Below are 13,333 nucleotides of genomic sequence, written 5' to 3'. Positions count from 1 at the left end.
GTGTATGTATTTTTTATATGTTTGTACTATAGCGCAGTTGAAAAATAGAAAAAGACATGAAAAACTAAAGCACTTTCAAATTTAAATTGAAAATATGCGATCATTTAACGATATTCAAACTTTTATAGATGTAGCGAGTTGCGCCAGCATTTCTGAAGCCGCACGGCAAAACGCGCAAACCCCAGCAGCGGTAAGTGCAGCCATTAAACGGCTAGAAAAAGACTTAGGAAACGTGTTGTTTATTCGCTCTACCCGCAGCTTACGCTTGAGTGTGGCGGGGGATCAGTTTTTAAGTTATGCCAAAGATTCGCTTGCGCTATTGCAACAAGGCGTTGCAGCAGTACAAATATCAGCAGGGCAGGTTAACGGTACTTTACAGGTGTCGGCGCCATGTGATTTAGGGCGCAATAAGTTAAGCCTTTGGCTAAATGAGTTTTTAGTGCAATACCCGCATATAAAACTAAAGCTGCATTTAAGTGACGAAGTAAGCGACATTTACAGCCAATCAATAGATATTGCGCTGCGCTTTGGTGTTCCAAAAGATTCACAGCTTATTGCTATTCCTTTATATTTAAATAATGCGCGTGTTTTAGTGGCGTCTCCTGATTATATTGCCAAACATGGGCTTTTAACTCATCCACTAAATTTAGCCGATCACACAACAATTACTTTTATGCGCTTTGGCGAAGTATTTAAAGAGTGGCGTTTTTATAAAAGTGGCGCGGTGCAAAAAGTGCAGCTAAATTGCCAACACATAGTTAACGATGGAGAAATGGTGAGGCGCTGGGCTATTGAAGGTAAAGGAATTGCCTATAAATCGTATTTAGATGTAATAGAAACTTTGGCTAGTGGTGAGCTTGTACATTTATGCCCTGACTGGCAAAGCGATCCACTACCGCTATACATGATGTACGCTGATAGACGCCAAATGACCCCGGTTATCACCGCATTTAGAGATTTTATTCAGCAAAAAATAGCAATATTAGTGGGCTAAGTAATAGTCTTAGTATTTAAATCATTTACTACTAAATCGAGCAGCTGCATAAGCTGTGTGGCTTGTGTGGGGTCTACACTTTCAAACTTACATAATATATTTTTTGGAATATCAGCGGCTCCGTTTTTAAGGGCTTGTCCACTTTGGGTAAGCTGAATTAGGCGTTTACGCTTATCGTGTTCGTCTTTAATTACTGCTAGCAGAGACTTTTCGGTCATTTTTTTGAGTATTTGGGTCATAGCGCCGCCATCAATAGCGGTTTTATCTATTAGCTCTGCAATTGTTATTTCGTCTTGCTCCCACAATGCCATCATTACTACGTATTGCGGGTAAGTTAAATTTAGCGCGTTTAAAGGCTCGCGATACGCACGCGCAATGCTGTTAGATGCCATGTATAAACGATGACATAACTGATTTTTTAACTTTAATTGCTCAAACGGCATAACGTTATCCTTTATTTCAATACATGCTATTTTAATTTGCATGCAAAGTATTTGCAATCTCTAATTACTTGTTCTATTATTTTGCACACAAACTAAATTAACACCCTATTTTAAACTTTGGAGTTCATTATGAATGTATTACAAAACGTAGCTTACACAGCAAAAGCAACTGCAACTGGCGGCCGCGAAGGCGTAGCTAAATCTGATGATGGCCGTTTAGATGTAAAACTATCAACACCTAAAGGTTTAGGCGGAGACGACGGACAAGGCACTAACCCAGAGCAGTTATTTGCCGCAGGTTATGCAGCATGTTTTATTGGCGCACTTAAATTTGTAGCGGGTAGCGAAAAAATAGATTTACCAAGCGACACGCATATTGACTCACAAGTATCTATTGGTGCTATTGAAGGCGGTTTTGGTATTGCGGTAAAACTAGCTGTATCACTAGGTGATATGGATAAAGCTGCAGCGCAAACGCTTGTAGATAAAGCACACCAAGTATGCCCATATTCAAACGCAACACGTGGCAATATTGAAGTAGAGCTTTCAGTTATTTAATAACTAAATAAAGAAAAGTTATAAAAGCACACAACGACAATTAGTCGTTGTGTGCTTTTTTGCGTTTAAGGCATAAAAATTAAATATACGATAAAACGTATATTCACTATTCCATATGTTGTTATTTTGTTTTATTGTGTATGCATAAGCACAGTGAGGACAGTATGGAACAATTCAACCCACTTCAATTTTATAAATGCCTAGCGGACGATACACGTTTAAAAGCAATGCTGCTAATTAGCCACGAAGAAGAGCTGTGTGTATGCGAGCTTGTTGCTGCACTTAAATTAAGCCAACCTAAGGTATCTCGCCATTTAGCGCAGTTAAGACAATGCGGATTATTAAGCGACCGTAAACAAAATCAATGGGTGTACTACAGTATTAATAAAGCACTGCCAGAGTGGGCTAAAAATGTATTAACGCAAACGCTCAATGCTAACCCTTTATTTTACAAAAACGATTTAACGCGCTTAAACGCTATGGGTAATCGCCCTGAACGTGCGGCTAGCTGTTGTAACTAACTAATAAATTAACTTATTAAAGGTATTTAATTATGACTATTAAAGTAGGTATTAACGGTTTTGGCCGTATGGGGCGTTTAACACTGCGTGCAGCAGTTGATTGGCCAGAAATAGAGTTTATTAAAGTAAATGATGTAGCGGGCGATGCTAAAACACACGCACATTTAATTGAGTTTGACTCAGTACACGGACGCTTAGCGCAGCAGGTTACTAGTGATGATAATAGCTTTAGTGTGGGTAAACACACGATTGCAGTTACCAACAACAAAACCATAAATGAAACTGATTGGTCAGATTGCGATGTAGTAATAGAAGCCAGCGGTAAAATGAAAACCACTGAGCTGTTAAATCAATATTTAGCGCAAGGTGTTAAGCGTGTTGTGGTAACAGCACCAGTAAAAGAAGACGGTATTTTAAATGTAGTAATGGGTGTAAACGATGACCTATATAACCCAAGTGAGCATAAAATTGTTACAGCTGCTTCTTGCACAACTAACTGTTTAGCGCCAATAGTAAAAGTACTCCAAGAAAAAGTGGGCATTAAACACGGCTCAATGACTACTATTCACGACATTACTAATACCCAAACGATTATTGATGCCCCTCATAAAGATTTACGCCGTGCGCGTTCGTGCGGTACTAGTTTAATTCCTACTACAACCGGTAGTGCAACGGCTATTACGCATATTTTCCCTGAGCTTAAGGGGAAATTAAACGGCCATGCTGTGCGTGTACCTCTTACTAACGCATCCATTACTGATTGTGTTTTTGAACTTGAGCGCGGTGTTACACAAGATGAAGTAAACACTTGGTTTAAAAATGCTGCAAATAACGAGCTAAAAGACATTTTAGGCTACGAAGAAAGACCGCTTGTATCTATAGATTATAAAACAGATCCACGTAGCTGCACCATAGACGCGCTTTCAACTATGGTAATTAACAATACTCAGCTTAAATTATATGCTTGGTATGATAACGAGTGGGGTTATGCAAATCGTACGGCTGAGCTAATGCTTAAAGTTGCACAAAGTGATGTGGTTTAATCTCGTTTAAAAAGGTTTAAATTCATGCTTGCGCAGTTAGCTAATTTACCAAGTTCTATAAAACAATATTTAATAATTACCGGTAATTACTGGGCATTTACTTTAACTGATGGTGCACTGCGCATGCTGGTGGTGCTGTACTTTCATCAGTTGGGATATGGCGCATTTGCGATAGCCATGTTGTTTTTGTTTTATGAAATTTTTGGCGTAATCACCAATTTAGTAGGTGGATGGCTTGGGGCATATTTAGGGTTAAACAAAACCATGAATGTAGGGCTTGGGCTGCAGCTTGTAGCTTTAGCTATGCTTTGCGTGCCTGGGGATTGGCTAACCGTTGCCTATGTTATGGCAGCGCAAGCACTGAGTGGCATAGCAAAAGACTTAAATAAAATGAGTGCAAAGAGCGCCATTAAGTATTTAGTACCGCAAAACGATGCAGGGCAAAGCCAATTATATAAATGGATTGCCATACTTACGGGCTCTAAAAATGCTTTAAAAGGGGTGGGCTTTTTTTTAGGCGGCTTATTACTAACTGTATTTGGTTTTGTGGGGGCATTAATAAGTCTAATTATTTTACTTAGTGTTGCGTGGGTTATTAGTTTAATTTTTTTAAAAGGCGATATTGGTAAAGCTAAAAACAAACCTAAGTTTAAAGAATTATTTTCTAAATCGCGGGCAATTAACTTACTTAGCGCAGCGCGTTTATGCTTGTTTGCAGCGCGCGATGTATGGTTTGTAGTTGCACTACCTGTTTACTTAGCCGCTCAGTTTAACTGGGATCACTGGTGGGTAAGCGGCTTTATGGCTTTGTGGGTAATTGCGTATGGATTGGTGCAGTCGCAAGCACCGCGTATAACAGGGCAAAGTGATTCAAACTCACATTCAGTCAAAAAAGCGTATTGGTGGGTTGCTCTATTAAGTGGCGTAACTGGCATTTTAGCGTTGTTGATGCAATTTGATGTAGCGGTACATTTTACGCTTGTAATCGGCTTACTTATTTTTGGTGGTGTATTTGCTGTAAATTCATCGCTGCATAGTTACTTAATAGTAAGTTTTGCTAAAAACGATGGGGTGTCGCTCGACGTTGGCTTTTATTATATGGCCAATGCGATAGGGCGTTTGCTTGGTACGGTGCTTTCTGGCTGGGTTTTTCAAGTATATGGGCTTAGTGCGTGTTTATGGGTAAGTGTATGTTTATTAATTGCAGCCTCAATTACAACGGCACGTTTGGCTAAACTTTAAAAAACTCAACGTATTGTATTAAATTCAATTTGTTTAACGATATTCATAGCTTCATTGATTAGATCTACTAAACTGTATCAGTAGTTTTAATTTAAAGGGTGTGATGAATGCGAGAAATATCGTTAGCAAAAAAGTTACTCTGGCTAAGTGTCGGTAGTATATTTATAACTGTACTAGTGCTATCAGGCATTTTGTGGTGGCAGTTATCATCAAGTAATAAGCAGTTAGCGACCAAATCCGAAGAGTACATTATTGTAGAAGTAGAAGAAAAGCTTAATGCTCATGCGGCTGGATACGGAGAAAAAATTGCTGGCTTTATTAATGAAGCTTACCGTGTTCCTTATTCATTAGCGGCATTACTTGGCGATGCAGCAAAACAAAGCACTTTAGACCGAGATACAGTTGTCAGTATAAATAAAGCGGTTTTAGAACAAAACACTCTCTTATCATCTATTTATTCTCAATTTGAACCAAACGCTTTTGATGGGCAAGACTCTCAATATCAACAAGGGTATAAGCATTCAGTAGATAGTGCTGGTACGTTAGAGGTATACATAACTCGCGATCAAAAAGGCATAATTGAACAGCAAAAAGTAGCGAATGCCGCCGATAAATACATAACAACGCTTAATGAGTTTGGTATTCGCGAAGCGCAGTGGTATTTGTGCGCAAAAGACACACTTAAGCCTTGTATTATGGAACCGTATTTATACGAAATCCCATCGGGCGATTCGGTAATGCTAACTTCGTTAACCGTGCCTATTTTAAAGTCAGGCCAGTTTATTGGTTTAGCAGGCGTTGATTTAACTCTACCAACCTTTCAAGTAATGACTGAGCAGCTTTCTAAGCAGCTTTACAATGGTCAAGCTAAAGTAACCTTATTAAGTGATTTAGGTTTAGTTGTAGGCAGCAGTCATTATAAATCTAAATTAGGGCGCCCAATTAAAGAGGCTGTTAGTTCTACTATATTTAATGATATTGAAAAGTCTAAAGGGCAAAGCGGTATTTTTAAAACAAATAGTGAATATTTAGTAAATTATCCAATTGATATAAAACTAGCAAACACTCAGTGGTCATTAATCATAGAAGTACCTACAGACCTAGCACTTGCAGGGCCTGAAGCGCTAGAAAAAAACATGCAAGAAACAGCAGCATCACTCGGGTTTATTATTTTAATTACAGGCTTAATAATTGCTGTGGTTGCTTTTGTTATTATGAAATTAGTAATTGCAGGTGTAATAGCGCCGCTACAACAAATTCAACAGCGGGTTGATAACCTCGCAAGTTCTGAGGGTGATTTAACGCATACATTGCATGTTGATAGCCACGCAGAACTTATTGCATTAGCTGGTGGGTTTAATCGATTTTTAGCAAAACTACGTGATTTAATTTCTGAACTAAAAGCGGTGTCTGAGCAAACTAAACAGCAAGGCGAAATAGCACAACACATCGCTATTGATACTAAGCATAATGTTCAATCTCAATTTCAAGAAATTGAAAGTGTGGTAACGGCTATGAACGAAATGAGCGCAACAGCACTCGAAGTCGCCAGAGCATCAGAGCAATCAGCCCAACAAGCCGATGAAATAAATAGCTTGGTAGTAAGCAGTGAGTCGAGCTTATCGTCAGCGATGACACAAGTTAAAACGATGTCTGAAGAAATTAAAGAAGCAAACCAAGCAGTTGAAAAAGTTGCTTCGCGTAGTAAAGACATTACGCAAATATTAGATGTAATTCGTACTATTTCAGAACAAACAAATTTACTTGCACTTAACGCTGCTATTGAAGCTGCGCGCGCAGGTGAGCATGGGCGAGGCTTTGCCGTTGTTGCTGATGAAGTACGTGCACTTGCTTCTAAAACGCGTTCATCAACAGATGACATAAGCCAGTTAATTGATAGTTTATTATCTGAAGTAGGTAACGCATCTACCGTTATTGAAAAAGGCGTAGTACGTGCACAAAATGCCGTTGATGAAACATCGGTAGCTTTTGATGCTCTGCACAGTGTTGTTGTTAAAGTTGATGAAATAACCAATCAAATTACGCATATTGCAACTGCTGCTGAAGAGCAAAGTTCGGTAACAGAAGAGATAAATCGTAACTTAACGCTTATATCTGATGCTGCTTCGCAACTGGCTGATTTATCTGCACAGGCGGGGGATAGCAGCGAAGCGCTTAATGCACTTGTTGCCCAGCAAGATAATGAACTAAATAAGCTTAAAACGTAACTTACAAATTAAGCTTTAAGCACAAAAAAATGGCCAGTTAATACTGGCCATTTTATTTAGTAGAATAAATATAACTTGTTGAGAATGCTCGATAACTGCTATTTATAACTTTTTAATCAACATAAACATTTGGTTGATCATTGGCTCAGCAAATTGCTCTACATTAGGACGATTAAAATAACCGCGTAAACCTGTAAATTGCACTTGAAAAAAGCGCGCATATTCAATAGCGGTCAACGTGTTACTTAACTCACCTTTGTTTATTGCTTGGGTAAATAATTGCGTTAAATAAGCTTCAAATTGAGCCGTTAAATCTAAGCTTAGTTCATACAGGTTTGAATCTTTTTCTGCAAACTCGCTGTTTGCTTTAACTAGCATACAAATAGCGCTTGGACTGCAATCTTTTGTTTTAATTACCACGTTTTCAACAAACGCACGTAATCCACCAAGTACTGTATCGGCATTTGATAAAAACCCTTCTATTTGGGTTTTCATTTGTACGGTGTAATCTTTCAGCGATTCGCAATATAGACCTTCTTTAGAGCCAAACGCAGAGTAAATACTACCCGGGCGCATATTAACGGCTTCTTGTAAGTCACGCGTTGAGGTTGCATGAAAACCTTTTTGCCAAAATAGCTGGCTAGCAACGCGAACTACATTATCGCGTTCAAATTTAACCTTATTAGCCATATCATTCTCAATCAATTTGAACATTTGCTCAATTTTAACTTGAACGGTCGCTCAAAATCAAATGCTATGTGTCTCGAAGTTACTTAAAACTATTAATTATTAGGAGCTAACCATGGCCGAATTTACTTTATACACTCAAGAAAACGCACCAGAAGAAGCAAAACCGTTACTAGCTGATTCAGTAGCAGCATTTGGTATGCTTCCTAACTTACATGCAGTAATGGCTGAAGCACCAAGATTACTTAAAGGTTACCAAGTACTGCATGAGCTTTTTCAAAAAACATCATTCAATGCAGAAGAACTAACAGTAGTATGGCAATCAATTAACGTTGAGCACGCATGTCATTACTGTGTTCCTGCACACAGTGGTATTGCAGCGGCAATGAAAGTTGACCAAGGTGTTGTTGATGCACTTGTAAACAAAACACCACTTGAAAACCCTAAGCTAGAAACTCTTCGTGAAACTACACTCGCAATGACACGTGAACGTGGCGTGATCAGCGATGAGCAAATCGAAAAATTCTTTGCAGCAGGTTACGCTAAGCAACAGCTACTTGAAATTATTGTAGGCTTGTCTCAAAAAGTAATGAGCAACTACACTAATCACCTTGCTGATACACCAGTAGACGCGCCATTTAAAAAATACGTAAAATAAATACGGTTTTATAAATGACAAAAGGCAGCCTAGGCTGCCTTTTTTGTGTTTATAAATCGCGGCTATTTAAATTTAACCGATTTTGTACTGCGTGTATAAATACGTTGTTCGGACTTTGTCCACTCACCCTTTTTTAAATAAGAGGTCGATACAAGAAACTTATCGTCTTTTAGTTCACTCATCGATTTAACCTTTGTAATACCATCTTGGCTACCAGTTACGTCTTCATAGGCTACAAATTGAGTAGGGCTGAGTACTTTCATAGTGCCTTTTGTGTAAAATCCAGCGGTAGTGAAGTAGTAAAATACCAAAGACTCTTTTTTACTGTCGTAAAAAATCATCGACTCGCCGCCATACTCACCTTCATTAATAGAGTGCTTGGTATGTATCGCTTTACCGTTTAAAGCACGCTCCCAACGGCCAACATCTTGTATTTTTTTAGCACCTTCAGGTACTTCAAAGTCAGCCTGCCAAGTACCTAAATAGGGCTTAAATACGGCAAGTTCTTTATCAAGGTTGGTGGATGTATCGGATGCATAGCTACTAAATGTTAATAAGCATAAGACTAAGAATATCGCTTTAAAATATGTCATAATTTGGCTCTTGTTTTTGTAATACCAATGCCAAGTATAGGTGATAATTAATTGATAAAGAAAATATTAATCACGTTCTCATTGCTTTATTTAGCTGCCATTTGGTTAGCTTACCCACTGCAATACTTACCTGTTTATATACCGATATATGTACCTGGTTATATAAGTGTATTAAGTGCTATAACTTTTTTAATGTACGCATGGGATAAGCGACAATCTAAGCGTTCTTCACATACAAAAGTAAACCGCACGCCAGAGCGTACATTGCAACTACTTGCATTATTTGGAGGATGGCCGGGAGCATTACTTGCTCAACAATTACTTCGTCATAAATCGCAAAAGCGACGTTTTATTATTGTGTTGTGGTTATGTATTTTAATTAATGTAGGATGCAGTATTGTCGCTATTTATTTTCCAGATTTATTGTTAGGTTAAAGTATAAATAGGAAAAGGACTTTTTATGACCAATACAAGATCGGCTGGCGTGACTTTAACGCTTATTTTATTTTTATTAATACCAATGCAAGGATGTGCAGACATGTTTGGGTTCTTTAATAAACAAGACGTTACGTTATCGTTGCCTGTAAAAGGCAGACTATTAAATAATGGTGAACCCCAACAGGGCGTTAAAGTAACAAGAGAGCTGATTTACGGTGATACTTATATTGATGAAGCTATAAGTGATAACAATGGTTACTTTTATTTCGATAATAAAACAATACGCAGTTCAAAGCCTTCAAACATGTTTTTTAATAGCTCTTTGCTACAGAGTATTTATATTGAAAACAAAAAAGATGAAGATTCAATCTTGTGGTATACCACAATACAGTTCACCGAAGAGCAAGCACTGATGTCTGATATATTAAATAACTTTGAATGCGAACTTAGTGAAGAGGCTAGAACGTACGATATACCGATAAAAAATACGGGTCAATTTTATACAGTCTATACGCGTTGTAATACCAATTCGCTTAATTAAGTGGTCTATTTTGAGGGCGGAAAAACGTGTTGATAGCTAGGCAAAAAATTCGCTATTTAGTTGTTCTAAATGAGAATTTTTTAACGCAGGTAGCGACACGTTTAGCCCCGCAAAATGATTAAGTATTATTGCGGATTGGTATAAGTTATAGAAATTAGTGAGAAGTTTTATAAAGCCACTAATGTTCATCTATTAGTGGCTTTAATATGACGATTAACGTTTTAACTGTGCTTCTTTTTGGTTTAGTAAACGAATTATAGGGTTTTGCTCTAATATTTTACTTTTCAAAATATAACCAATAATTAGTCCAGCTATAAAGCCCCCAATATGCGCACCATAATCAATGCCATCAGGGCCTGTTACTGCACCAAAAATGTTAAATCCTAACCAAATAGCAAAAAAACATACCGCAGAAAGTTTCTTCTGATAAATTACAAACATAAAAGTAAGGCTTGCGTGTCTGAACCACATTAAATACATGCCAAATAAACCGGCTATAGCGCCACTTGCGCCCACACCTGGAATTGTAGACATTGGGCTTACAATGTAGCTTGCAAACGATGCTAGAAGTCCACAGACTAAATACCACAACAAAAAGCGTTTATGACCTAACACGTCTTCTAAGTTATCGCCAACGATGTATAAAAAGTACATATTGCCAACTAAATGCATTATTGAACCATGTAAAAATACGCAAGTTAATACAGTCCATAGCTCATTACCTTTACTTAAATCTGCAGGTGTCATGGCAAAGTTATCAATGACGTAGCTAAATGAGCTCGGGTTTAAAAAGTAAAGTGCAAAAATCAGTGTGTTTAAGACAATAAGACCGCGAGTTACCCAGGGGGTCTTTTGTGGCTGAATATTATATTCAACAGGCATTTGCGTTAAAAATTGGAACAAGTAAGTTTTCCAACTTACTTTTTGATTTAGCTCGCCTAAACTCGCTTTTATTTCAGGGCTATTTTCAATACTTTCAAGCTCATCTTTATCAATCCATGTGCCATCGCAGTGTCTACAAACATCTATTTCGGTATGAAAAGCCTCAAGTAAGTGAAAACGTTCCAAGCTTTTTTTACAATCAGGGCAGTCAAGCTCAGAAATTCCTAATAGTTCACCAAAGTGAGTTTCAAATTTATCACCTTCAGGGCCTTCATTTATTTCGGAAATCATCCGATTTACTTCATTTTTTTCGAACCATAAGCCACCGCATTCACAGCAAATATCTATTTCTTCGCCTTGATAATTGGTTACTTCTAATGGATGGTCTTTACAATGTGGGCAGCTCTTAGTTGGCATTTTCTAGCTCCTTTAACTAACCAACAGAAATGTCATTCTGCTGTAATTCCATTTTTAATGGTTTAGCGCTATTTTTTAGTGCGGGTAGCGTTTGAGTTTTAATTGAGTCTGTTATTTTTGCTAATTCGATAGAAGCCTGCTTAGCAGACATTTTTCTTTCTATTGCGGCATTAATGATAAAATCAGCTCGAGAATAAAACCGACGTATTTTAGTCAAAAATTCACTTGGTATTTCAAGCGTAGTAGGCGAAAACTGCATGGTTTTCCATATGTACTGCTCAAGTGTGGGTTTAAAAAATTCCATTTCTGATTTTGGCGGGCTCTTCGCTAAGCGTTCTGCATACTTAGCTACCGTATTTGCGTTATCATTAACTTCGTCATAGAGCGATGTACGCAAATAGTAGTTATCTTCCATTTTGCTAAATGAATCGAACTTAAGCGCTTGTTCTAAACCGCTTTGAGCAGCCAAATAAACACCAAATACGGTAGAAATAACCATAAAAAATTGATTTAACCAAAAACCAGTACTTTTGAGCTCTTTATGATCGACCGTTTTAAGGGCTTGAGTGAGTTTCTGAGTAACTACAGGTGGTTTTGTATTGTTGTCAGGGGTGGGATTAGTTGGTTCCAACAGCTTGCTCTTTGAATATTGCTTCCTTTTTAAGCGCACAAGAATACTTAAAAATTAACCAGTTGCAATGCTACTATCCGTATTGAATATACTTTTTTACGTTTCGACCTGCATGTACATGCAGACGTAAACTTTACTCATTTCCTAAGGAGAGTGGGTAATGAATCTTTAGTAATTATACTTTAAGTGCACAACTACTAAAATCCCCATATCAAAACCGTTAAAGGTTTCAATTGATTACTTTGTGATTAAAAATAAAACAAGCAGCCATGGCTCTCCCTCATTTAACAGTTAAAGCAAATAAGAATACTGTGCTAGAAAAGCTATGTTTTGCTCATGAGGTAAGTATATTGGTATATATAAAATTGATAATACTATGTTATGGCTAAGTAGTTTTGATTTTAAATATATATAACAAAGGTCATTCTTGAAAAATACTTTCAACCTTTGAATTTAAAAATACTGCACCGTTTTGTGTTTTGCCTAAATGGTCGTCTTTATTATAAATAGGGCAGCTTTTCAGTGATAAACAGCCACATCCTATACAGCTGTCTACCTTATCTCGCAGGCGCTGCATATACGCTATTCGCTCGTCCAGCTGAGCTTGCCATTGTCTTGAAAGGGCTGTCCAGTCTTTTTGTGTGGGTGTGCGCTGATCAGGCAATGTGGCCAGTGTTTGTTTAATTTCATCAAGGGTTATTCCCATTGCTTGTGCGGCTTTTATTACCGCTATACGGCGCAGTACATCTTTTTTATAGCGGCGTTGATTGCCGCCATTTCGCCAGCTACGTATTAGTCCTTTGGTTTCATAAAAATGCAGGGTTGATACTTTTACGCCGCTACGCTTTGCTACATAACCCACGGTTAAGTTGGCCTCTGTTAGTTTTTTTTGATCTATTGGCATTATTTTTAATTTCCGTTTGACCTCAATATAACTTGAGGTTTTAAGCTTCTTTCAACATTAAAAAAGGAGCAAACTAAATGCAACAAAAACTTGAGCGTAGCACTGTTATTATTTATTCAAGCGCACGCAAAAATGGTAATACACAGGCGCACGTTAATGGATTTGCAGAGCAAAATAATGTGCGTGTAATATGCTTAGATGATTATAAAATTGCGCCGTATTGCTATAACAAAAACTATAAAAATGATGATTTTTACGCTGTGTTTGAAGCACTTTTAAAATATGATCATTGGGTGTTTGCGTCTCCTGTTTATTGGTACAGCACCACGGTACAAATGAAATTATTTATCGATAGAATAACCGATTATATGGACGATGAAGTATTAAAACCTAAGCTTCGTAGTTTACGTAGTAAGCATTTTTCAGTGCTTTCTAATGCGTCATCAAGTGAAGCCCCCGCCTGTTTTGTAGAGCAGTTTAAAAATACGTTTAGTTATTTAGGTATGCAGTTTATTAACCACAGCCATAAAAGTACCCAAAAGGTTGCTTAAAT

16 protein-coding genes are annotated in these 13,333 nt (G+C 37.7%); 10 read left to right on the top strand and 6 right to left on the bottom strand.

All coding sequences use genetic code 11. The annotated features are described in order from the left end of the window. The first annotated feature begins 94 nt into the window (after positions 1 to 94). Complete coding sequence (locus tag ABX891_RS20010; protein ID WP_354630491.1) at positions 95 to 994, top strand: LysR family transcriptional regulator; 900 nt, start codon at positions 95 to 97, stop codon at positions 992 to 994. Here ABX891_RS20010 and ABX891_RS20005 read toward each other — a convergent pair. Beyond that, a complete protein-coding gene (locus ABX891_RS20005) occupies positions 991 to 1,437 on the bottom strand; it encodes a MarR family winged helix-turn-helix transcriptional regulator (protein ID WP_354630490.1) in 447 nt (148 codons plus the stop codon). The two genes, ABX891_RS20010 and ABX891_RS20005, sit on opposite strands and share 4 nt — an antisense overlap. A 129-nt stretch (positions 1,438 to 1,566) precedes the next feature. Here ABX891_RS20005 and ABX891_RS20000 point away from each other — a divergent pair, with 129 nt between their 5' ends. The 5 genes from ABX891_RS20000 to ABX891_RS19980 all read left to right on the top strand — a co-directional run bounded on the left by ABX891_RS20000 (position 1,567) and on the right by ABX891_RS19980 (position 7,029). After that, a complete protein-coding gene (locus ABX891_RS20000; protein ID WP_354630489.1) occupies positions 1,567 to 1,995 on the top strand; it encodes an organic hydroperoxide resistance protein in 429 nt (142 codons plus the stop codon). Between the two features lie 164 nt (positions 1,996 to 2,159). Continuing rightward, a complete protein-coding gene (locus ABX891_RS19995; protein ID WP_024594484.1) occupies positions 2,160 to 2,516 on the top strand; it encodes a metalloregulator ArsR/SmtB family transcription factor in 357 nt (118 codons plus the stop codon). 32 nt (positions 2,517 to 2,548) lie between these two features. Next, positions 2,549 to 3,559 (top strand): ArsJ-associated glyceraldehyde-3-phosphate dehydrogenase, encoded by a 1,011-nt coding sequence (locus ABX891_RS19990; RefSeq protein ID WP_282115242.1) that lies wholly within the window; start codon positions 2,549 to 2,551, stop codon positions 3,557 to 3,559. 24 nt (positions 3,560 to 3,583) lie between these two features. Then, positions 3,584 to 4,801 (top strand): organoarsenical effux MFS transporter ArsJ, encoded by a 1,218-nt coding sequence (gene arsJ, locus ABX891_RS19985; protein WP_354630488.1) that lies wholly within the window; start codon positions 3,584 to 3,586, stop codon positions 4,799 to 4,801. A gap of 107 nt (positions 4,802 to 4,908) precedes the next feature. After that, complete coding sequence (locus tag ABX891_RS19980) at positions 4,909 to 7,029, top strand: methyl-accepting chemotaxis protein (protein WP_354630487.1); 2,121 nt, start codon at positions 4,909 to 4,911, stop codon at positions 7,027 to 7,029. A gap of 102 nt (positions 7,030 to 7,131) precedes the next feature. Here the strand turns inward: ABX891_RS19980 and ABX891_RS19975 are convergent, their stop codons facing one another. Further along, entirely contained in the window at positions 7,132 to 7,719 is a 588-nt protein-coding gene (locus ABX891_RS19975) for a TetR/AcrR family transcriptional regulator (RefSeq protein WP_354630486.1), read from the bottom strand. 112 nt (positions 7,720 to 7,831) lie between these two features. Here ABX891_RS19975 and ABX891_RS19970 point away from each other — a divergent pair, with 112 nt between their 5' ends. Beyond that, positions 7,832 to 8,374, top strand: a complete 543-nt coding sequence (locus ABX891_RS19970) for a carboxymuconolactone decarboxylase family protein (RefSeq protein ID WP_024605274.1) — start codon at positions 7,832 to 7,834, stop codon at positions 8,372 to 8,374. A 62-nt stretch (positions 8,375 to 8,436) separates the two neighbouring features. Here ABX891_RS19970 and ABX891_RS19965 read toward each other — a convergent pair whose 3' ends face one another. Next, positions 8,437 to 8,967, bottom strand: a complete 531-nt coding sequence (locus ABX891_RS19965; protein WP_024605275.1) for a hypothetical protein — start codon at positions 8,965 to 8,967, stop codon at positions 8,437 to 8,439. Between the two features lie 51 nt (positions 8,968 to 9,018). On the opposite strand from ABX891_RS19965, the gene ABX891_RS19960 reads away from it, so the two are divergent. Next, complete coding sequence (locus tag ABX891_RS19960; RefSeq protein WP_024605276.1) at positions 9,019 to 9,402, top strand: DUF1294 domain-containing protein; 384 nt, start codon at positions 9,019 to 9,021, stop codon at positions 9,400 to 9,402. 25 nt (positions 9,403 to 9,427) lie between these two features. After that, entirely contained in the window at positions 9,428 to 9,946 is a 519-nt protein-coding gene (locus ABX891_RS19955; protein ID WP_029751869.1) for a DUF6795 domain-containing protein, read from the top strand. A gap of 213 nt (positions 9,947 to 10,159) precedes the next feature. On the opposite strand, the gene ABX891_RS19950 is transcribed toward ABX891_RS19955, so the two are convergent. The 3 genes from ABX891_RS19950 to soxR form a co-directional block, all read right to left on the bottom strand. After that, complete coding sequence (locus ABX891_RS19950) at positions 10,160 to 11,245, bottom strand: rhomboid family intramembrane serine protease (protein WP_354630485.1); 1,086 nt, start codon at positions 11,243 to 11,245, stop codon at positions 10,160 to 10,162. Positions 11,246 to 11,261: 16 nt separating this feature from the next. Continuing rightward, on the bottom strand, positions 11,262 to 11,876 hold the full coding sequence (locus tag ABX891_RS19945) for a hypothetical protein (RefSeq protein ID WP_354630484.1): 615 nt from the start codon (positions 11,874 to 11,876) through the stop codon (positions 11,262 to 11,264). Positions 11,877 to 12,297: 421 nt separating this feature from the next. Beyond that, positions 12,298 to 12,780, bottom strand: a complete 483-nt coding sequence (gene soxR / locus ABX891_RS19940; protein WP_354630483.1) for a redox-sensitive transcriptional activator SoxR — start codon at positions 12,778 to 12,780, stop codon at positions 12,298 to 12,300. A 77-nt stretch (positions 12,781 to 12,857) separates the two neighbouring features. Here soxR and ABX891_RS19935 point away from each other — a divergent pair, with 77 nt between their 5' ends. Beyond that, complete coding sequence (locus ABX891_RS19935; RefSeq protein ID WP_354630482.1) at positions 12,858 to 13,331, top strand: flavodoxin family protein; 474 nt, start codon at positions 12,858 to 12,860, stop codon at positions 13,329 to 13,331. The last annotated feature ends 2 nt before the right edge of the window (positions 13,332 to 13,333 follow it).

The organism is Pseudoalteromonas sp. NCIMB 1079 (assembly GCF_040567695.1).
GTDB classification, from domain to species: domain Bacteria; phylum Pseudomonadota; class Gammaproteobacteria; order Enterobacterales; family Alteromonadaceae; genus Pseudoalteromonas; species Pseudoalteromonas distincta.
The sequence above is the reverse complement of the archived record's forward strand: the minus strand, read 5'-3'. Positions and strand labels throughout refer to the sequence as shown.